A 20,557-nucleotide genomic window follows, 5' to 3' on the forward strand; every position below is an offset into this window, starting at 1 on the left:
ATTCAAACCTTGCCTTCGACCGGGAAGGTATCCGGTGCCGGCCATCGAACTTGGATCACACGGTGTATCAACGTTCTCTGGATAAACCCGGCCTCCCTGAAGGAACATGACAGGAGAGGTTTACGTCTGGGGCCGGAAAAAGACCGAGGCGGAAAAGACCGGCGGACTTCGGTCCGTGTCCGCGCGCAGAGGGGGTTTTTGTTTGCCGGACTACAGGTTGGTGGCCGTCGACCTGGACGACACCCTGCTCACGAGCGGGCTGGAGGTTTCGCCGCGCGCGGGGCGGGCGATCAGCCGCGCCCAGGCGCTGGGTGTGGTGGTCACCCTGGCGACCGGGCGGATGTATCTTTCTGCGGTGCCGTTCGCGCGCCGCCTGGGCATTGACGCTCCGATCATCACTTACCAGGGCGCGCTGGTAAAGCACCCGGTGACCGGCGCTGAGCTTCTGCACCGGGCGCTGGCGAACGACACCGCTCGGGCCGTGATCGAACGCCTGCGAGCCTATGGCTACCATCTCAATGTGTACCTGGACGACCAGCTCTACATGGAAGTCCTGACCGAACTCGGCAAAAGGTACGCCGACCTCTCCCGGGTTGAAGCCCACCCGGTGGGCGATCTCCTGGTCTACCTCGGCGACCGCAACCCGACCAAGGTGCTGGCCATCGGCGGCGAGGACGAAATCGAGCGCCTGGAGCAGGAGATGATCGCCCTTTTCCCGGCGGAGCGGGTGCACATCACCCGTTCGAAGCCCAAGTTCCTGGAGTTTTCCCACCCCCTGGCCACCAAGGGCCGGGCGCTGCAGTACCTGGCGGCGTACTACGGCATCCCGCGGGAGGCGGTGATGGCGATCGGCGACGGTTACAACGACCTGGACATGGTGGCCTGGGCCGGGCTGGGCATAATGATGGACAACGCCCGGGACGAGGTCAAACGGTATGCGGACCACGTCACGGCGTCCAACGACGCGGACGGCGTGGCCGAGGCCATCGAACGGTTCGTGCTCGGCAGGTAGCGGCGGGGGCAACCGGCAGAAACATAGGAAGCGGGGTGGGCACATGCCCGGATACGTAGTCGGGGTGGACCTGGGCGGCACCAAAATATACACATTGCTGGCCACGGTGGAAGGCACGGTCGCGGCTGAGGCGGAGGTACCGACCGCGGCCGGGCGGGGATACGAAGCCGTTTTGGACCAGATCGCGGACACGGTGGTCGCGGTCGCAGCACAGGCTGGCGTGAAACCGGAAAATGTCCGGGCTGTGGGGGTCGGGGCGCCCGGACCGCTTGACCCGGATACCGGGATCGTTCACCAGGCGCCCAACCTGGGCTGGAAAGAAGCGCCCCTGCGGGCCGACCTGGAGGCGCGCCTTCAACTCCCCGTATGCCTCGAGAACGACGCGAACCTCGGCGCCCTTGGCGAGCACACTTTCGGCGCGGGGAGAGACTGCAACGAACTGGTGTACGTCACCGTCAGCACCGGAATCGGCGGCGGGCTCATCCTGAGGGGGGAGATCTACGGCGGGGTGGGCGGCGGAGCGGGCGAGATCGGGCACATCACCGTGGTGCCCGGCGGCCCGGGCTGCCGCTGCGGGAGCAGGGGGTGCCTGGAGGCGGTGGCCTCCGGTACGGCCATCGCGCTTCGGGCCCGGGAACTGCTGGACAAAGGTGCGGGTGCGGGCGCCGGCATCCTGGCCCTGGCGGGCGGGGAAGCGGAGGCCGTTACGGCCGCGACCGTGGCCCGCGCGGCCGAAGCGGGTGACCCGGAGGCGCGCGCCATCCTGGATGAGGCCGCCTGGCACCTGGGGACCGGGCTGGCTGCCGTCGTCAACCTCCTGAACCCGTGTCGGATCGTGCTGGGCGGCGGGGTGATGAAGAGCGGCCGACTGCTGTGGGACCGAATGGACCGCTCCCTGCGGGAACAGGCCTTGGATGCGGCCTACCGCCGGGTGCGGCTGGTACCGGGCGCGCTGGGCGCGCGGGCGGGCGCCTTGGGTGCGGTCACCCTGGCCCTGCGCAGCAGATAAGCGTGGGGGTTTGGTGTATACTTCCAATGTGGCGGCGGAACGCATCAAGGAAATGATCAACCAATAGGCCGCCGGTTCATTGGCGAAACCGACAAGAACAATACGTTGGCACTCTGTTTTTTAGTCGACCGGGTCTATAACCGGGAAGGGAATTCGAGGGCTGTGCCCGAACATGGTAAAGATAAACAATTGGTAAGGTGAAGCGGTTTACTCATCAGGCTCCGGTAAACACTAGGGTGAGAAAAGACTAAAACCAGGCCCGGCTTCGGGGATGACGTTGTTTATGCATTTCGGCAAGGCTGATTGGCGGGACTTCGACCGCGGCACCGAAAAAGAGTGGCTCGTCACCAACGGTCTGGGCGGCTTCGGCTGCGGCACCTTGATCGGGGCCAACACGCGGCGGTACCACGGTCTGCTGGTGGCTGCACTCACCCCGCCCACCGGGCGGTTGCTCCTGTGGTCCAAACTGGACGAGCGTTTCGTGGCTGGCGGGGAGGTTTTCAACCTGGCGGTGAACCAGGCGGGAGGGCGGGTGACCGAGAGCGGTTTTATCCACCTGCAGCGGGTGAAGGTCGACCCGTTCCCGCAGTTCGTGTACGCTTTCAGGGACGTGTCGGTTGAGAAGACGGTGTTCATGGTACACGGGAAGAACGCGACCGTGGTAGTGTACCGGGTCAGAAACGGCGCCGCGCCCGCGCGGATGATCCTGGTGCCCCTGGTGAACTGCCGGGACTACCACGGCAACACGTACCGGGACCAGGTGTCCTTTGACGTCCGGCAGGGGGCACGGGGGGTCGAGGTCCAACCGGCCGCTGGCGGGCCGATCCTACACTTACGGGCCACCGCCGGGGATTTTACGCTTCAGCCCGACTGGTACCTGGGGGTGTACTATGCGGCGGAGGCCGAAAGGGGCTTGAATCCGAGCGAAGATCACTTCATACCCGGTTTTTTCGAAGTGGAGTTCGGACCTGGCGAGGAGCGGGTCTTCGCGGTGACGGGCGGCCTGGAGCCGTTGGATTTGAACCCGGAGGCGGCCCTTAGGGAACAGCGGGCGCGGCTGGATGAACTGGTGCGGCGCGCCGGGTATGACGATTGGTTTGCCCGGCGGCTGGTGCGGGCCGGCGATGCCTTTATTGCCCACCGGCGGTCGACCGGAAAAACCACGATCATCGCCGGGTATCCCTGGTTCACCGACTGGGGCCGGGACGCGATGATCGCCTTGCCCGGGCTGACTCTGGTGACCAAGCGCTTCGCCACGGCCCGGGAGATCCTGGAGACCTTCGCCCGTTACGCTGAGGGGGGTTTGATCCCCAACTTTTTTCCGGACTCCGGGGAAAGACCGCTGTACAACACGGTCGACGCTGCGCTCTGGTTCTGCCACGCGGCCTATCGGTACCTGGTTTACACCGGGGACGACTCCTTCATTCGGAAGCATATCTGGCCGGTGCTGCAGGATATTATTAAATGTTACTTCGAGGGCACGGAGTACAACATCGGCGCCGACGCGGACGGGCTGATCCGGGCCGGCGGCCCCGGGGTGCAGTTGACCTGGATGGACGCCAAGGTGAACGACTGGGTGGTCACCCCCCGGCACGGGAAACCGGTCGAGGTCCAGGCCCTCTGGTACAACGCCCTGCGCGTGTCGGAAACGCTGGGGCGCCGGTACGGTCTCCCGGAAGCCGGGCCGGGTCTGGCCGGGAAGGTGCGGGAGAGCTTCCGGCGGGAGTTCTGGCGGCCCGAAGGCGACTACCTGTACGACGTCGTCGGGGATGAAGAAAAGGACGGGAGCCTGCGCCCAAACCAGATTCTGTCCCTGTCCTTGGCGTTTCCGGTGCTCGATCCGGTCCGGGAGGGCAGAAACATCGTCCGGGCGGTCTGGCGGGAGCTTTACGCCCACTACGGCCTGCGGTCCCTGGCGCCTCGCGATCCCCGTTACCGGGGGGTGTACCGGGGGGACCGCCTGGCGCGGGACGGCGCCTACCACCAGGGCACGGCCTGGAGCTGGCTGATGGGCCCGTTCATCACGGCCTACCGGCGGGTTCACGGGTACTCGTACGCTTCCCGGGTGCGGGCTGGAGCGTTCTTGGCCCCCTTCCGTGACCACCTGCGCGATCATGGAATCGGTTCGGTGTCCGAGATTTTCGACGGTGACGAGCCGGTGGTGCCGCGGGGCTGTTTCGCCCAGGCCTGGGGCGTGGCCGAGGTGCTCCGGGCCTACGTAGAGGACGTGCTCGAAGAAAGTCCAGAGACTCAGCGGATAATGGCGGAAGAATTGCGCACCGGCGGCTGACCCCCCCGGCTGAAAGGGTGAAAAAGGTGTCAAAAAAGGTGTCAGACACCTTTTTGGTCACCCGGGAGAGGAGAAAGTCAGGGAAGGTAAAAAGGTGTCAGACACCTTTTTGGTATGGAGGGAGGAAGAGGCATGGTGAGTGGTGTTTTGGATAACCCACGGGAGTTGAGCGCGCTGGACTCCATGGGGATGTTCCAGGCGGCCTGGAATCTGCCCGAGCAGTGCGAAAAAGCCTGGTCGCTGGTCGGGGAAGCATCTCTGCCGGAAGTCGCGGACTGGCGGCAGATCCTGGTGACGGGTCTCGGGGGTTCGGCCATCGGCGGGGACTTGCTGCGGGTGTTCGCCGCGGACAAACTGCACCTCCCGGTGCTGGTCAACCGGGACTACACACTGCCGTGGTTCGTGAACAAGTACACCTTCGTCTTCGCGGTCAGTTATTCCGGGAACACCGAGGAGACCCTAAGCGCCTACGACGCGGCGCGGGAGCGGGGGGCGTCCGTGGTGGCGATCACCGCCGGCGGAAAACTGGGGGAGAAGGCGGCCGCCGACGGTCAAACGGTGATCCGGGTGCCTGGGGGTATCGCCCCGCGCGCGGCAACCGGGTACCTTTTCATCCCGATGGTGGCCGTGCTCGAGCGGCTGGGGTTTTTTTCCGGGATGCAGGCCGAGGTCGAAGGCCTTTCGGCACACCTGCAGGAACTCCGCGACCGGTACGGCCCCCAGACGGCGACCCGCGAAAACCTGGCCAAGCAGTTGGCGCTTAACCTTCAAGGCCGCCTGCCCGTGATCTGGGGTGCCTCGGGCACCACCGAGGTGGTCGCCCAGCGTTGGAAGGGACAGTTCAACGAGAACGCCAAGGCGCCCGCCTACTGGAATGTGTTCCCCGAACTGAACCACAACGAGGTGGTCGGGTTTGAACAGCCCGAGGACCTCCTGGGCCGGATCTGGATCATCATCCTGAAAGACGACGCCGATCACCCGCGGGTACGGCTTCGGATGAAAATCACCCGGGAAATGGTCAGCAAGGCGGCCGGCCTGACCGAGGTTTTCGCCTCCGGCCCCACCGAGCTGGCGCGGCTCTATTCCTTGATTTATCTGGGAGATTACGCTAGCATGTATGTGGCGGCACTGGCGGGGATCGACCCCGGCCCGGTGCGGGTGATCGATTATCTCAAGAACGAACTGGCCAAACACGAATAGGGATGATGAGTCATGGCGGGGACCAGGCTCCTGATTGTTACTGGTCTGTCCGGGGCGGGTAAGACTCAGGCCGTACGATGTCTGGAGGACCTTGGGTTCTTTTGCGTTGACAATTTGCCCCCAAAGCTCATACCCAAGTTTGCCGAGCTTTGCGCCCAGACCACGGGTAAAATTGAGCGGATCGCCCTGGTGGTCGACATCCGGGGCGGGGAGTTCTTTGCCACCGTACTGGATGTGCTGAAGGACCTTAAAAATCAGGGCCTGCGGTACGAGATCCTGTACCTGGAGGCCTCAAACGAGACCCTGGTGCGCCGCTTCAAGGAGTCCAGGCGCCCGCACCCGTTGAGCACATCGGGGGAGATCGTGGAAGGGATCGAGGCCGAACGGCTGGCACTGCGGGAACTGCGCGGCTTGGCCCACAAAATCATTGACACCTCCAACTTCTCCGTGGCCCAGCTCAAGCAGGAGATCGCCAACCTCTACGGAGGGAATGAAGACCGGGAGCGTTTGGCGATCACCGCCGTTTCCTTCGGTTACAAATACGGGATTCCCCTGGATGCGGACTTGGTCATCGACGTCCGGTTTTTGCCCAATCCCCACTATGAACCTCAACTCCAGCCCCTGACCGGGCTCGACGAGCCGGTAAGAGAGTACGTCTTCGAAGCGCCGACCACCAGCGAATTCCTCTCCCATCTGGTGAACTTGTTCGATTTCCTAATTCCGCAGTACATCCGGGAGGGCAAGACCACGCTGACGTTGGCCATCGGATGCACGGGCGGCAAGCACCGGTCGGTAGTGCTGGCTGACTGGCTGGGAGAACAACTGCGGGAACGCAAACACCGGATCGTGGTCCGTCACCGTGACTTGGGCCGGGACGTTTCCGGCACGAATTATTAGACATATATACACTCATGAGCGATTATTTGCAGGCCAAAAGACCCTTAATGGGAATTTAAATCAGCACCATTTCAATTAATTATGCTATAATAAGCAGCGGGAGGCAGGGCTTGCCCGTGTCGTTTTCTGCCCATACCAAGGACGAACTGGCCCGGATCGAGGGGTTGCCGTCTTGCTGCCGGTTGGCGGAACTGGCGGCTCTGGCCAAGCTGAACGGCCGCCTTGTACACGGACCGGCGGAACTGCTGATCGTGACGGAAAACGCGGCGATTGCCCGCAAGGTTTTCAAGGCGTTGAAGATGCAATTCAGGCTCGCCGCCCGGGTGGAAATCCGTCGCAAGCCGCGGCTGAAGAAAAACAACGAGTATCTGGTCCGGATCGGCAACCAGGACGGCTTGGGCCCCGCCCTGGAGGAAATGGGCCTGTGCACTGTTTCCCTGCGGGTCAGACCCGGTTTGAAACGGGATCTGGTGCGCCGGGAATGCTGCCGGCGGTCTTACCTCCGGGGGGCGTTCCTGGCCCGCGGTTCGGTTTCCAGCCCCCGGGGATCCTACCACCTGGAAATCACCGTCGGGGACCAGCGCATGGCGGCGGACTTATCGGGCTTGATGCGCAAGGTCGGCCTGGAGGGGCGCCTCTCCCCGCGTAAACGGGGTTGGATAGTGTACCTCAAGGACGGCGAGCAGGTGGCCGACGCGCTTAAGCTCATGGGAGCGCACGCGGCCCTGCTCGATTTTGAAAACGCCCGCGTCTACAAGGATATGCGCAACCGGGTGAACCGGCTGGTGAACTGTGACACGGCCAACCTGGGGAAAACAGTGTCGGCCGGGGTGCGCCAGGAGGAACACATCCGGCTGGTGGTGCAGCGGTTCGGCCTGGAGACGCTTTCCCCGCCGCTCCGCCAGGTGGCCCGGCTGCGCCTGCAGTATCCTGAAGTCAGCCTGCGTGAACTGGGTGAGTTGGCCCAGCCTCCCTTGAGCAAGTCTTGCGTTAACCATCGCCTGCGGAAGCTTGAACAGATCGCCGAGCATATTTTGGCTTCCAGAACCCGGAATTGAGCCGGACCAAACTGCATACGGGGGTTACCATCCACTACCCGGCCTGTTATAATGTGGCCAATTATCTTTGGCCGGTTAGGCAGGACGGGAACAACTCATACTAGGGGAGGAGTACGGCTAATGACGGTGAGACTGGCAATCAACGGGTTCGGCCGGATCGGAAAGCTGGTGATGCGCGCGGCCCTAGCCCGGGAAGACGTCGAGGTGGTGGCGGTCAATCACAAGTCGCGGCGGCTGGTCGCAACGCCCGAATACGCGGAATCCCTTCTGTACAGCCTCCGCCACGATTCGGTCCACGGCCGGTTCCACTCTGAGATAGCCGCCCGTGGTGATGTTTTGCTGTTCCGGGGCAAGGAAATCAAGGTTCTGGCGGAAGGAGACCCGGCGGCCCTCCCGTGGGCTGAACTGGGAGCAGATATAGTGATCGAGTCGACCGGGGTGTTCAAGGACGCCGCCCGGGCCGGAGGCCACCTCCGGGCCGGTGGCAGGAAGGTGATCATCACCGCGCCGGCGGTGGACGCAGACCTAATGGTGGTGATGGGCGTGAATCACCACCTGTACGACCCGGAAAGACACCACATCGTCTCCAACGCCTCCTGCACCACCAACTGTCTGGCCCCGGTCGCCAAGGTGCTGCACGAACGGTTCGGGATTCGGAAGGCGTTGATGAACACGGTGCACGCGTACACCAACGGCCAGCAGTTGCTTGACATGCCGTACCGGGATCCCCGCCGGGGGAGGGCGGCCGCCCTTTCCATTGTGCCGACGACCACCGGAGCGGCCAAGGCGGTCGGCCGGGTGCTGCCCGAACTCGAGGGCAGGATCAACGGCTACGCCCTGCGGGTTCCGGTGCCGAATGTGTCGGTGGTTGACCTGGTGGCCGAACTCGAACAGGAGGCCGCCGAGGAAGAAATCAACGCCGCCCTGCGGGAAGCGGCCGCGGGCGAACTCAAAGGCATTCTGGCCTTTGAGGACACCCCCCTGGTCTCGGTGGACTATATCGGGGACCCGCATTCCGCCACCATTGACGGTCCCTCGACCATGGTCCTGGGCGGGAATCTGGTCCGGGTGGTGGCCTGGTACGACAACGAATGGGGTTATTCCTGCCGGGTGGTGGACCTGGCCGTCTATATCGCGTCCAGGGGATTCCCGGAATAACTCCGATGACTACGGAGGGAGAAACGCTTGCTTAAGAAAACGATACGGGACGTGGACATCGCCGGGAAACGGGTTTTTGTGCGGGTGGACTTTAATGTCCCCTTCAACGAACGGGGCGAGGTGGCCGACGACACCCGGATCCGCGCGGTCCTGCCCACCATCGAGTACCTGCTCACCGGAGGGGCGGCCGTGATCCTGGCTTCACACCTGGGCCGGCCCAAAGGCAAACGCGACGACCGGTTCAGCCTGCGGCCGGTGGCCGACAGACTCAGCGCGCTGACCGCCCGGCAGGTGCGTTTCGCTGCGGAGGCCGTGGGTCCGGAAACCGAAGCCGCCTCCCGGGAACTGGCCCCGGGTGACATTCTGCTGCTGGAGAACATCCGCTTTTATCCGGAAGAGGAGCAAAACGACCCCGAATTCGCTTCCCGCCTGGCTGCTCTGGCTGACCTCTACGTGAACGACGCCTTCGGAACCGCCCACCGTGCCCACGCTTCCACCGCCGGTATCGCCGCTCACCTTCCGGCCGTCGCCGGTTTGCTCTTGGAGAGAGAACTGGACATCCTGGGGCGGTTGCTGTCCGTTCCGGAACGCCCGTTCGTGGCCCTAATCGGGGGTGCGAAGATTTCCGACAAAATCGGGGTCCTGGAGCGTCTCATCGAGAAGGCCGACTACCTCCTGGTCGGCGGAGGAATGGCGAACACCTTCCTCGCGGCCCAGGGCCACAATCTCCAGGCGTCCCTGGTGGAGGCCGACCGGCTGGAGACGGCCAGGTACCTGTTGGCTAAGGCCGGTCCGGGGGAGCGGATCACGCTGCCGATCGACCTGGTGGTGGCGCCGGATCGGGAGCAACCCGAAAAACGCGCGACCGTAGCGGTGGAGAGCATCCCCGCGGGCTGGGCGGCTTTTGACCTGGGTTCCGGCACCGTGCGCCTGTATGCCAACCGGCTCCGGCCGGCGCGCACCATCTTCTGGAACGGACCGGTGGGCCTTTTCGAGGTGCCCGGGTTCGACCGCGGCACGCTGGATTTGGCCCGGGTGATCGCCGCCGCCGAAGCGACCACCGTCGTCGGCGGGGGGGACACCGTCGCGGCGGTGAAACAGGCGGGTGTACTCGACCAGGTGACCCACGTGTCTACCGGCGGGGGCGCTTCGCTGAAACTGCTGGAGGGCCGGGAACTCCCGGGCGTGGCCGTCCTGCAGAACCGGTAGGGAGGAGATTTTGGTGCGCCAGCCGATTATCGCCGGCAACTGGAAGATGTACAAGACGCCTTCCGAAGCCGTGGAATTCGTGAGGCGGCTCCAGGAGGCGAGTGCCGGCGTTGATAACGTGGAAATCGTGGTTGCACCGCCGTTTCCGGCTTTGGTACCGGTGGCCGGGGTGTTGGCCGGGTCGTTCATCGGCCTGGCCGCCCAGAACATGTTCTGGGAAGCCGAAGGGGCTTTCACCGGCGAGGTTTCGCCGGTGATGCTGGCGGAGATCGGCTGCCGGTACGTGATCCTCGGCCACTCCGAACGGCGGCAGTACTTCGGGGAAACCGACGCGAACGTGAACCGCAAGGCTTGGGCCGCGCTGGACCGGGGGCTGGTCCCGATCGTCTGCGTGGGGGAGTCCCTGGACGAGCGCGAGGCGGGCCGGACCGAGAAGGTGGTCACCGCCCAGATCCAGGGGTGCCTGGCCGGATTGCCGGCGGACGCGGTGGCCGGGCTGGTCATCGCCTACGAACCGGTTTGGGCGATCGGGACGGGCCGGACCGCTAGTCCCGCGGACGCCCAGGAGGTAAGCGCCCGGATCCGCGCCCTGGTGGCCGAACTCTTCGGCCGGGAGGCGGCGGACCGGGTCCGGATCCAGTACGGGGGCAGCGTTAAACCGGAGAACACCCGTGCGCTGATATCCCAGCCGGACATCGACGGGGCCCTGGTGGGAGGGGCGAGCCTGAAGGTCGAGAGTTTCGCCGGCATCATCCGGGAGACCGGGGGGGCGGTGGGGCGTTGAGCCCGAACACGCCGCTGGTCCTGGTGATTTTGGACGGCTGGGGCTGCGGGGACCGGGTGGAGGGGAACGCCATCGCTCAGGCCGACACCCCCAACTGGAACCGGTACCGGAGCGTTTGGCCCCGTACCGTGCTCAAGTGCTCGGGCGAGGACGTGGGGCTTCCCCCCGGCCAGATGGGAAACTCGGAGGTCGGGCACCTGAACCTTGGCGCCGGCCGCATTGTGTACCAAGATCTGACCCGAATCACCCGTGCCGTCAGGGACGGGAGTTTTTTTGAAAACGCGGTTCTTAGGACGAGCATTGAGGCCTCCCGGAGAAACGGGCACGCCCTGCACCTGATGGGACTTTTGTCCGACGGCGGCGTGCACAGCCACATCAGCCACCTTTTCGCCCTGCTCGAACTGGCCGGGCGGCTGGACCAGCGTTCCGTGTACGTGCACGCTTTCCTGGACGGCCGGGACGTGCCCCCGGCCAACGCTCTGGAATACGTCGAGGCGCTGGAGGACAAGCTGAAAACGCTGGGGTACGGGGCCGTGGCCTCGGTGATAGGGCGGTACTACGCCATGGACCGGGACCGGCGGTGGGAGCGCACGGCCCGGGCCTACCGGGCCATGGTCTACGGCGAGGGCCTCCGGGCTTCCTCGGCCCGGCAGGCCGTGGAAAAGGGCTACGAGCGGGGGGAAACCGACGAGTTCATCCAGCCGACCGTGATTGTCCGGGATGGCCGGCCGGTCGCCCAGGTGCGTGACGGGGACGCGCTGGTTTTCTTCAACTTCCGGCCGGACCGGGCCCGCCAGATCACCAGGTCTTTCACGGATGCCGAGTTCGGCGGTTTTGAACGGGGTCCGGCGCCCGCCTTTCCGGACTTCGTGTGTCTCACCCAGTACGACCGGACCATTGTAGCGCCGGTTGCTTTCGGTCCCCAGGAACTCACCAACACTCTGGGCAACGTCTTGAGCCGGCATGGGTTGCGCCAGCTCCGCCTGGCCGAAACCGAAAAATACGCGCACGTCACTTTCTTTTTCAACGGGGGCGTGGAACAACGCGACCCGGGGGAGGACCGGCTCCTGATCCCCTCTCCGAAAGTCCCCACCTACGATTTGAAACCGGAGATGAGCGCCCGAGAGGTAACGGACGCCTTTCTGGCGAATATCGAAAAATACGACATAATCATCATGAATTACGCCAATCCCGACATGGTCGGGCACACTGGAGACCTCTCGGCCGCCATCAAGGCCGTCGAAACGGTGGACGAGTGCCTGGGCCGGGTCGTGGAGGCCGTGCTGGCCCGAGGCGGGACGGTACTCGTTTCGGGGGATCACGGCAACGCCGAGCACATGTGCGACGCGGAAGGCTGCCCGCTTACGGCTCATACCTGCAACCCGGTGCCCCTGCTGATCATAGGGGAGGCGGTGGCGGGCCGGTCCCTGCGCCCGGGAAGCTTGCAGGACGTGGCCCCCACGATTCTCGACCTGTTGGGGTTGCCCAAGCCGCCGGAAATGACGGGTACCTCACTCCTCTCCTGAAAAAGGGGGGACTTTCTGGATTCTGAATTCCGGATTTTACATTCTGGTCCAAATGGCCAGGCTATCTTATTGGACCAGCGTCTACGCCGGAAAAGGTGTCTGACTCCTTATTCCAAGAAGGTCAAAGAAGGTAAAAAGGGGCCTGACCCCTTTTCGAATTCGTACTAAGGAGGTCAATGTTGTGTCCACTTTCATCGCCGATATCTTTGCCCGGGAGATCCTTGATTCACGCGGCAACCCCACCGTCGAGGTCGACGTCATTCTCGACGACGGCACACTGGGCCGGGCGGCCGTACCGTCGGGCGCGTCCACGGGGACCTTCGAGGCGGTCGAGCTGCGCGACGGGGATATGCACCGCTTCCTCGGCCGGGGAGTCAGCCGGGCGGTGGCGAACGTCAACGCCATCATCGCCCCGGAGATCACCGGCGCCGACGCCACCGACCAGGTGGCCATCGACACCGCCCTGATCGAACTGGACGGCACCGAAAACAAGAGCAAGCTCGGGGCCAACGCCATTCTGGGGGTCTCCCTGGCGGTGTGCAAGGCCGCGGCCAACGGGGTCGGCCTGCCCCTGTACCGCTATCTGGGCGGGACCCATGCCCGTGAGCTGCCGGTGCCGCAGTTGAACATCCTCAACGGGGGCCGGCACGCCGACAACAACCTGGACATCCAGGAGTTCATGATCGTGCCGGTGGGCGCGTCCACCTTTGCGGGCGCTCTGCGCTGCGGGGTGGAAGTCTACCACGCGCTGAAAAAGGTCTTGAAATCCCGGGGTCTGGGCACCACGGTGGGGGACGAGGGCGGTTTCGCCCCGTTCCTGGAATCACACGCGCAGGCGCTCGACCTGATCTTGGAGGCGATTCGGACCGCCGGGTACCGTCCCGGAGAGGACGTGCTGCTGGCCCTCGACGCGGCCGCGAGCGAGTTCTTTCGGGAAGGCCGTTACCACCTGGCCGGGGAAAACAGGACGCTTACGGCCGGCGAGCTGATCGGCTACTATGAGGAATTGATCCAGAACTACCCGATCATCTCCATTGAGGACGGGTTAGCCGAAGAGGACTGGGAAGGCTGGCGGGAACTCACCGCGCGTTTGGGCGGCCGGGTGCAGCTGGTGGGGGATGATCTGTTTGTAACGAATCCCCAGCGGCTGGAAAGAGGAATTGCTTCGAAAATAGCAAATTCTATTCTGATAAAGGTGAACCAGATCGGTACGGTGACCGAAACCCTGGAGACCATCAGCCGGGCCCGGAGAGCGGGTTACACCGCGGTGATCTCGCACCGTTCGGGTGAGACCGAGGACGTGACCATCGCGGACCTGGCGGTAGCCACCGGGGCCGGGCAAATCAAGACCGGTGCCCCGTGCCGGACGGAACGGGTGGCCAAGTACAACCACCTGCTCCGGATTGAGGAGGAATTGGGCGAGACTGCCGTATTTCGGGGCCGGAGGAACTTCTACCACCTGTAAGGACCTGAATAAGCGCCGTCTCTGGAATCCCTGCTTTTTTGACGTTGCAGGCGATATGTAGCTATGCTATAATATCCATCGGTATTGCGAGGAGTTGTTTGGCATGTTGTTGAAAAGCATCGTTATGGGAATACACGCCCTGATCGCCCTTGCACTGATCGCCGTAATCCTCTTGCAGTCGGGCAAGAGCGCCGGACTTTCCGGAGCCATCGCCGGGGGGGCCGAGACCTTTTTCGGCAAGAAGAAGGGCCTGGACCAGTTCTTTGGGAAAGTAACCGTAGTTTTGGCTGTTATTTTCGGTCTCTTGTCCGTGGTTTTGACCGTTTGGAAGTAGCAGCAAATTTTTTGGCCCTTTGCCGACTCGTTAACGGGGGGTGGTTGATGCTGGAGATGGTGAAAGGCTCCGGTGATCTTCTACAATAATAAATTGTGTGATGGAGGTGGGTTTGTTACATGGATGTGAACCTGATTCCATGGATCGGCGTCGGGGCGTCGCTTCTGGCCATTCTGTTTGCCCTTTACCTGACCAGTTGGCTCATGGGCCGTCCGGCAGGCACGGAAAAGATGCAGTCGATCTCCAAGGCCGTTCAGGAGGGGGCGATGGCGTACTTGGCGCGCCAGTACAAAACCATCGCGGTGGTTGGCGTGATTGTGGCGGTAGCTCTGTTTCTTGCTCTCGACTGGCAGACGGCGTTTGCGTTTGTCGTGGGCGCCTTCTTCTCTGGTCTTTGCGGCTTTATCGGTATGAGCGTATCCACCCGCAGCAACGCCCGTGTGGCGGAAGCGGCGAAACAAGGGTTGTCCTACGGCCTTAACGTATCCTTCAAAGCCGGCACGGTTACGGGGATGATGTGCGTCGGTCTTGCTCTGCTCGGTTTGTCCGGTGTCTTTATTGCCTTTTATGATCCCAACAATGTCTCGCAGGCGGTGCACGCTCTGGTTGGTCTCGGCTTCGGTGGCAGCCTGATTGCTCTCTTCGCCCGGATCGGCGGCGGCATCTTCACCAAGAGCGCCGACGTGGGCGCGGACCTGGTGGGCAAAGTCGAAGCTGGCATTCCTGAGGACGACCCGCGGAATCCGGCGACCATCGCCGATAACGTCGGTGACAACGTCGGTGACTGCGCCGGTATGGCCGCCGACCTGTTCGAGACCTACGCGGTGACGGCTGTCGGCGCGATGCTGCTCGGTTACCTGATCTTCGGCGGCGCGCTTGAGTACATCCTGTACCCGGTGGCGCTGGGCGCGGTAGCGATCGTCGCTTCCATCATTGGTGTGTTCTTCGTACGCCTGGGCGGCAGCACCAACATCATGAGCGCGCTGTACAAGGGCGTCTGGGTGTCGGCGATTCTTGCCCTGATCGGTTTCTACCCGATCACCGCCTGGATGCTGGGTGATGTCACCATGTTTTTCGCGGCCATAGTCGGTGTGGTAGCCACGGTATTGATCATGTACATTACCGATTACTATACGTCCAAGAACTACCGGCCGGTTAGGTCCATTGCCCACGCTTCCCAGTCCGGTCACGGTACCAACATCATCACGGGTCTCTCGGTGGGTATGGAGTCCGCCATTCCCCCGACTCTGATGATTGTAGCGGGTATTCTGGCCGCTTACTACGTCGGCGGCGGCGGCGGCGAAGGTGTGTACGCCATCGGCATCGCCTCCATGGCTATGCTCTCCATGTGCGGCATGATCGTGGCCCTCGACTCTTACGGTCCGGTCACCGACAACGCGGGCGGTATCGCCGAGATGGCCGACCTGCCTCCCGAAGTCCGCAACGTGACTGACGCGCTGGACGCCGTCGGCAACACCACCAAGGCGGTCACCAAGGGTTACGCCATCGGTTCGGCGGCCCTGGCGGCCATCGTGCTCTTTGCGGACTACGTAAACGCCTTGAAGAAAGCGTCCGCAGGGGCCGGTGCGGCCGCGGAATACGTCTTCAAGCTGGGTGACCCGCTGGTGCTGGCCGGCCTGTTCATCGGCGGCGCGGTGGTGTTCATGTTCTCCTCGCTGGCCAACGGCGCGGTGGGCCGCGCGGCCTTCTCCGTGGTGGAAGAGGTGCGGCGCCAGTTCCGGGAAATCCCCGGCATCATGGAAGGCACCGCGAAGCCGGAGTACGGCCGGTGCGTGGACATCGTCACCAAGCGCGCGCTGAAGGAAATGGTCGTTCCCGGGCTGATCCCGGTCGTTACCGTTTTGCTGGTCGGTTTCATCCTGGGTCCGCTGGCTCTGGGCGGCGTGCTGATCGGTGTGATCGTGGTGGGCATCTACATGGCCTGCTTCCAGAACAACGCCGGCGGCGCCTGGGACAACGCCAAGAAGTGGATTGAGGAAGGCATGTACGGCGGCAAGGGCAGTGAGGCCCACAAGGCCGCGGTCACCGGCGACACCGTGGGCGATCCGCTGAAGGACACTGCGGGCCCGGCGGTCAACCCGGTCATCAAGGTCGTGAACGTGGTGGCCCTGCTCATGGTTCCGCTGATCTTCCACATCGTCAGGTAATAGGCCTCTAAGAGGTGGCACGTAACGAAAGCCCCCGCGGAACGCGGGGGCTTTTCAATGTACGCACACCCACCATCACCCCCCAAGACATTGTGGTTTTGGTAACAAAATAATTGCTATTGTTCCAACGTAATGCTATACTATGCTATATGCAACATGCACATAGCTACAAAACTGTGCTTCAACTTACGTTATTAGATTCGCGGGAATGGGCGTACGGCCCCGAGGGGGGGTTGCTGCATTTTAGCTCTGTTCACTAATCTGGGTCAGGACAGTCATGCCATTTAATGGATTTCTATCGGCTTTCACCGGCGATTAGTCAAACGGTTAGTAAGAAAGCGTACTATTTTTGGTATAAGAGGAGTTTTGCTTGAATTAGGAGGTGGTTAACGTGTATTTCCCAGTGGCCGGAATCGAAGTGGCGCCGTGGATCCCTTTTCTGGCCGGTTTCGCGGTGGCCTTCGTCTGCAGCATGGGCGGGGTGTCCGGAGCGAACCTGCTGTTACCGTTCCAGGTAAGCGTGCTTGGGTTCACCACTCCCGCGGTCAGCGCCACCAACCATCTTTTTAACGTCGTGGGCATTCCCAGCGGGGTGTACCGTTACATCCGGGAAGGGCGCATGGTCTGGCCCCTGACCTGGATGATGATCGTGGGCACTATCCCCGGCGTATTCCTGGGGGTGTTCGCGCGCGTGCACTACTTGCCGGACCCGGCTGCTTTCAAGTTCTTTGCCGGGCTGGTGCTTTTGTATATCGGTGTGGTGATGGTCAGGTCCCTGCTTAAAAAACCGGCTCCCGGAACCGGGGCGAAGTCCGCGGAACGGCGGTTTCAGGAACTGGTCAGCGAGTTCCGCAAGACCGCGGCGACCGCTCAGGAGGAAGGCAAGACGGCTCTGCCCCGGACCGAGGTGAAGCAGTTTAGCCTAACCAGGATGGAGTATGCTTTCTACGGCGAGTCTTTTGCGGTCAACCCCGTGATCATCATTTCTTTTTCCGCGCTGGTGGGCATTGTGGGCGGGATTTACGGCATCGGCGGCGGGGCGATCATCGCTCCGGTCTTCGTGGCCATGTTCCACCTGCCGGTGTACACCATCGCCGGGGCGTGCCTGATGGGCACCTTTCTCACGTCCCTGACGGCGGTTGTCTTCTACCAGGTGATCGCCCCCTTTTATCCGCACTTGGTGGTGGCGCCGGACTGGCTGCTCGGCGTCCTGTTCGGGTTCGGCGGCGTGGTGGGAATGTACCTTGGGGCCAGGGCTCAAAAATTCGTCCCGGCCGACATCATCAAGTGGCTGCTAGCTTTCATCCTCATTTCCACCGCGTTGCGGTACGTCGTGCAGTTCTTCTACTAGGGTATCCCTTCAAAAAAGCTGGGAAGGTGCGGGAACAGCGCTTGGCGGTGTTCCCGCCTTCGGTTTTCGGGGGCTCCGGGCAATCATGGCGCTCTTGCCTGGTCTGGAACAGCCACGGTTGCCGGCCTCACGACGAGATAGATATGCCGGAAGTAGGGTAGGAAAGCCTCAGTAGGGCACCAGGCCGGATTCCTCGAGGATTTTCTGGCCGTCGCGGCTGATGAGCAGGTCCAGGAAAGCCTTCGCCAATTCCCGGTTCTGGGCTTGTTCGGTGCAGCCGGCTGCGAACTCCACCGGCGCGCCGTGCACTGTCGTGCGCAGGCCGGTAAGCGGGCTGTCTATGTCCACCGAGGCTTGCGCGTAATAGTCCGCATGGGCTGGGTTGGACAGGTTGATCCTCTCGGGCAGGCGCACGAAAAGCAAGCCGTCCTGCCGGGCGACGCACTGGTACCCGAACCCGTAGTCCAACCGACCATCACGGATGGCCGGCGTCAGGTCGACCGATTTGGCGTAGATGTGTTCCGGGCGGCACTTTTGGTTCAACCGGTCGAACAGGCCGGGACGGCCGTAGTGCTGCTCGGCCAACTGCCAGAGCATCAGGGTCCGGTAGCCGGCGGGGTCCAGATTGTGGTCGGACCGGCCGAAGGTCACTTCCGGTTCTAAAAGGACATCCATCCAGTTGTCCGCGTTGATGTAGCGGCTGTGCCGGGAGAGGTCGTCGAAAGTAATCACCATCTGGTCGATGGCGAAGACAAAGTAACGCTGGACCAGCCGGGGCACCAGGAGCTTTTCGAAGAGTATCGGGTCGGCCAGGGCGACAATGTCCGCATGGCGGCCCTCCAGCAGGCGGCGGGCGCAAGCCAGCGAGCCGGCGGCCTCCAGGCGCAGGTCGACCTTGGGGTGCGCCCGGTTGAAGAGGCGTGCGCACTCCCGGAGCGGGTGGCGCAAGGCGCCCGCGTGGAGAATGGTCAAAGAATCATCGGGTTTGGGCAGCATTATTCTCCCTCTTTCCCGTTTTCCGCCGGTCCGGCCGGAAAGAGTTCCCGGTACTGGCGGAGAAACTGCTCCATTTTCTCTTTTTTTTCCCGCAGCAAGTGGGCGAACAGATGCAAAGCCTGCTTCCCCGCCGGAGTCAGGTGGTAAAGCCGCCGGGCGGGACCGGAAGGTCCGGCCTCCCAGCGGGAGGTCACCAGTTCTTCTTCCTCCATGCGGCGCAGGTTCCGGTAGATGGTGGCCGGGTCGGCCTCACCTTCCGGCAGGTCCATCCTGTTCAGGGACTGAATCAGCTCGTACCCGTGAGCCGGCTTGCGGTACAGGAGGAAGAGGAGACAAGGCCAGATCAGTTTTTCGGTGTGGGTCTGCAGGAGAAGGGCAAGTTCCGCCTCCGGCGGGCGGTTTGGTCCGGCGTTCATCGTTTCAAGACGCTCCCTCAAAGGGCTTGTCATAGAAATACCACAAAAAAGGCACCGGAGACAATAGACACGAAGGACAACGGCAAGGGACCGGCCTGTGGCCCAGTGCATTTTGTTTGGAGGCGAGTGGCCGGTTTTCCCGCCTGGGGGTTTATTACGGGACGGGGTATGGGCTACAATGATACGTGAAGGAGCGTGTGCCCGTGCGCATTATTGTTTATACCGGCAAGGGTGGGGTGGGGAAAACCAGCGTCGCGGCGGCGACGGCCTTGCGGGCCGCCGAACTGGGCTACCGCACCATCGTGCTGTCCACCGATGCGGCGCACAGCCTGGGCGATTCCTTCGACCGGCCCATTGGTCCCGAACCAGTGGCCGTGGCGCCCAACCTTTGGGTCCAGGAGGTTGACTCGCGGCGTCAACTTGAGCGCAACTGGGGCAAGATCCGGGATTACCTGACCGCCCTCTTTCGGAGCAAGCAGGTCGGCGAGACCCTGAGTGAGATCTCGGTCGAGGAACTGGTCGTCTTTCCGGGGCTGGAGGAGCTGTTCTGTCTCCTGGAAATAAAACGGCACCACGAGGAGGGGCGCTACGACGTCATCATCATGGACTGCGCCCCGACCGGGGAAACCCTGCGGTTGTTGAGCTATCCGGATCTGGCCCGGTGGTGGCTGCAGCGGATCTTTCCGGTGCAGCGGGCCGTGCTCAAGATTGCCCGGCCGGTGGCCCAGCCGCTGGTGAGTGTGCCCTTGCCGACGGTTGACGTCCTCGATACCGTGGCGTCCTTTGTGCGCGAGCTGGAGAAAATGCACGCGTTGTTGACCGATACCACACAAAGCAGCCTGCGGCTGGTCGTGAACGCCGAAAAGATGGTCATCAAGGAAGCCTGCCGAAGTTTTACTTATTTTAATCTCTTCGGTTTTCCCACCGATTTGGTGGTGATCAACCGGTTGCTGCCCGCCGAGGTGGGGGACGACTATTTCCGCGGCTGGAAGGATTTGCAGGAAAAATACGTGGCGGTCATTGAGCAGAGTTTTGCGCCTTTGCCCATTTTTCGGGCGCCGCTCTTCGAGCACGAGGTGGTGGGCGAGGAGTCCTTACGCGCCCTGGCCCAGAGCTGTTTTGGGGCGGAGGACCCGACCCGGCTATTCTATCAGGGCTTTTCCCAGAGCATTGTCCGGGAGGGGGACGGGTACCTGCTCTCGATCAGGTTGCCCTTTGTCGAAAAGGGTCAGGTTTCTTTGGCGCAAAAGGGGGACGAACTGCAGATCCAGGTGGGCGAATTCAAGCGTAACGTCTTGCTGCCGCGGGCGCTGGTTGGCCGCACCGCCACGAGCGCCGGTTTTACAAACGGCGTGTTGAAAATACGGTTTGGAGGTGAGACCCGTGACTCATCATGACCAGGAAAGGGTGGAGACCAAGGATCAGCCGGTCGGCAATGCCGAGCAGAGGAGGGCGGCGGACCCAAAGGAACTAACCTGCGCGGCCTGTCCGGCGGGACGACTCTTCTTGCTGCCCCGCATGCTGGAGGCGGCTTTCGTTGCTGCCCTCCCGGTGCCGGTGGCCCGCCACTTGCGCAATGCCCGGCGGGAGACCCTGCTGGCCGCCCGCTGCCTGCTCGACCAGATGCTGGCCATGCAACCGGAACCGGCAGACAAGACGCGCCGGAAGATCGAGATCGAGTAGC

Annotated in this window: 18 protein-coding genes; 16 read left to right on the top strand and 2 right to left on the bottom strand. The window is 62.9% G+C overall.

The window, feature by feature from the left end; genetic code table 11:
• Positions 1-202: 202 nt before the first annotated feature.
• The 14 genes from DAUD_RS01560 (at position 203) to DAUD_RS01625 (ending at position 17,461) form a co-directional block, all read left to right on the top strand.
• A complete protein-coding gene (locus DAUD_RS01560) occupies positions 203-1,012 on the top strand; it encodes a Cof-type HAD-IIB family hydrolase (protein ID WP_012301449.1) in 810 nt (269 codons plus the stop codon).
• Positions 1,013-1,055: 43 nt separating this feature from the next.
• The gene (locus DAUD_RS01565; RefSeq protein WP_012301450.1) at positions 1,056-2,021 is read left to right on the top strand and encodes an ROK family protein; all 966 of its coding nucleotides are present in this window, start codon (positions 1,056-1,058) and stop codon (positions 2,019-2,021) included.
• A 283-nt stretch (positions 2,022-2,304) separates the two neighbouring features.
• On the top strand, positions 2,305-4,311 hold the full coding sequence (locus DAUD_RS01570) for an amylo-alpha-1,6-glucosidase (protein ID WP_012301451.1): 2,007 nt from the start codon (positions 2,305-2,307) through the stop codon (positions 4,309-4,311).
• Positions 4,312-4,443: 132 nt separating this feature from the next.
• Positions 4,444-5,511 carry a bifunctional phosphoglucose/phosphomannose isomerase gene (locus DAUD_RS01575; protein WP_012301452.1) on the top strand — a complete coding sequence of 356 codons (1,068 nt, stop codon included), beginning with the start codon at positions 4,444-4,446 and terminating at the stop codon, positions 5,509-5,511.
• 12 nt (positions 5,512-5,523) lie between these two features.
• Positions 5,524-6,408, top strand: a complete 885-nt coding sequence (gene rapZ / locus DAUD_RS01580) for an RNase adapter RapZ (RefSeq protein WP_012301453.1) — start codon at positions 5,524-5,526, stop codon at positions 6,406-6,408.
• 116 nt (positions 6,409-6,524) lie between these two features.
• Positions 6,525-7,466: a DNA-binding protein WhiA gene (whiA, locus tag DAUD_RS01585; RefSeq protein WP_041571035.1), complete on the top strand. Its 942-nt coding sequence runs from the start codon at positions 6,525-6,527 to the stop codon at positions 7,464-7,466.
• A 120-nt stretch (positions 7,467-7,586) separates the two neighbouring features.
• Positions 7,587-8,624: a type I glyceraldehyde-3-phosphate dehydrogenase gene (gene gap / locus DAUD_RS01590; RefSeq protein WP_012301455.1), complete on the top strand. Its 1,038-nt coding sequence runs from the start codon at positions 7,587-7,589 to the stop codon at positions 8,622-8,624.
• A 27-nt stretch (positions 8,625-8,651) separates the two neighbouring features.
• Positions 8,652-9,833 (top strand): phosphoglycerate kinase, encoded by a 1,182-nt coding sequence (locus DAUD_RS01595; RefSeq protein ID WP_012301456.1) that lies wholly within the window; start codon positions 8,652-8,654, stop codon positions 9,831-9,833.
• A gap of 13 nt (positions 9,834-9,846) precedes the next feature.
• Positions 9,847-10,617 carry a triose-phosphate isomerase gene (gene tpiA / locus DAUD_RS01600; protein ID WP_041570718.1) on the top strand — a complete coding sequence of 257 codons (771 nt, stop codon included), beginning with the start codon at positions 9,847-9,849 and terminating at the stop codon, positions 10,615-10,617.
• Positions 10,614-12,143, top strand: coding sequence for a 2,3-bisphosphoglycerate-independent phosphoglycerate mutase (gene gpmI, locus DAUD_RS01605; RefSeq protein WP_012301458.1), 1,530 nt, complete (start codon positions 10,614-10,616; stop codon positions 12,141-12,143). The genes tpiA and gpmI overlap by 4 nt, the downstream gene beginning before the upstream one ends.
• Positions 12,144-12,324: 181 nt before the next feature.
• Complete coding sequence (gene eno / locus DAUD_RS01610; protein WP_012301459.1) at positions 12,325-13,608, top strand: phosphopyruvate hydratase; 1,284 nt, start codon at positions 12,325-12,327, stop codon at positions 13,606-13,608.
• A gap of 106 nt (positions 13,609-13,714) precedes the next feature.
• On the top strand, positions 13,715-13,942 hold the full coding sequence (secG, locus tag DAUD_RS01615; RefSeq protein ID WP_041571036.1) for a preprotein translocase subunit SecG: 228 nt from the start codon (positions 13,715-13,717) through the stop codon (positions 13,940-13,942).
• 119 nt (positions 13,943-14,061) lie between these two features.
• Positions 14,062-16,110, top strand: a complete 2,049-nt coding sequence (locus DAUD_RS01620; protein WP_012301461.1) for a sodium-translocating pyrophosphatase — start codon at positions 14,062-14,064, stop codon at positions 16,108-16,110.
• A gap of 391 nt (positions 16,111-16,501) precedes the next feature.
• A complete protein-coding gene (locus DAUD_RS01625; protein ID WP_012301462.1) occupies positions 16,502-17,461 on the top strand; it encodes a sulfite exporter TauE/SafE family protein in 960 nt (319 codons plus the stop codon).
• A gap of 168 nt (positions 17,462-17,629) precedes the next feature.
• Here DAUD_RS01625 and DAUD_RS01630 read toward each other — a convergent pair whose 3' ends face one another.
• Both DAUD_RS01630 and DAUD_RS01635 read right to left on the bottom strand, forming a co-directional pair.
• Positions 17,630-18,457, bottom strand: coding sequence for an extracellular solute-binding protein (locus DAUD_RS01630; RefSeq protein ID WP_012301463.1), 828 nt, complete (start codon positions 18,455-18,457; stop codon positions 17,630-17,632).
• Positions 18,457-18,873 (bottom strand): PadR family transcriptional regulator, encoded by a 417-nt coding sequence (locus tag DAUD_RS01635; RefSeq protein WP_012301464.1) that lies wholly within the window; start codon positions 18,871-18,873, stop codon positions 18,457-18,459. Before DAUD_RS01635 ends, DAUD_RS01630 begins: the two co-directional genes overlap by 1 nt.
• A gap of 203 nt (positions 18,874-19,076) precedes the next feature.
• Here DAUD_RS01635 and DAUD_RS01640 point away from each other — a divergent pair, with 203 nt between their 5' ends.
• Entirely contained in the window at positions 19,077-20,270 is a 1,194-nt protein-coding gene (locus DAUD_RS01640) for an ArsA family ATPase (RefSeq protein WP_012301465.1), read from the top strand.
• Entirely contained in the window at positions 20,257-20,556 is a 300-nt protein-coding gene (locus DAUD_RS01645; RefSeq protein ID WP_012301466.1) for a hypothetical protein, read from the top strand. Before DAUD_RS01640 ends, DAUD_RS01645 begins: the two co-directional genes overlap by 14 nt.
• Position 20,557 lies beyond the last annotated feature (1 nt).

The sequence above is a fragment of the Candidatus Desulforudis audaxviator MP104C genome (genome assembly GCF_000018425.1).
GTDB classification, from domain to species: domain Bacteria; phylum Bacillota; class Desulfotomaculia; order Desulfotomaculales; family Desulforudaceae; genus Desulforudis; species Desulforudis audaxviator.

Excerpts from the sequence above, each read along its gene's own strand:
- DAUD_RS01565 (WP_012301450.1), top strand. The coding sequence starts at position 1,056 with ATGCCCGGATACGTAGTCGGGGTGGACCTGGGCGGCACCAAAATATAC.
- DAUD_RS01570 (WP_012301451.1), top strand. The coding sequence starts at position 2,305 with ATGCATTTCGGCAAGGCTGATTGGCGGGACTTCGACCGCGGCACCGAA.
- DAUD_RS01575 (WP_012301452.1), top strand. The coding sequence starts at position 4,444 with ATGGTGAGTGGTGTTTTGGATAACCCACGGGAGTTGAGCGCGCTGGAC.
- rapZ (WP_012301453.1), top strand. The coding sequence starts at position 5,524 with ATGGCGGGGACCAGGCTCCTGATTGTTACTGGTCTGTCCGGGGCGGGT.
- gap (WP_012301455.1), top strand. The coding sequence starts at position 7,587 with ATGACGGTGAGACTGGCAATCAACGGGTTCGGCCGGATCGGAAAGCTG.
- DAUD_RS01620 (WP_012301461.1), top strand. The coding sequence starts at position 14,062 with ATGGATGTGAACCTGATTCCATGGATCGGCGTCGGGGCGTCGCTTCTG.
- DAUD_RS01630 (WP_012301463.1), bottom strand. The coding sequence starts at position 18,457 with ATGCTGCCCAAACCCGATGATTCTTTGACCATTCTCCACGCGGGCGCC.
- DAUD_RS01635 (WP_012301464.1), bottom strand. The coding sequence starts at position 18,873 with ATGAACGCCGGACCAAACCGCCCGCCGGAGGCGGAACTTGCCCTTCTC.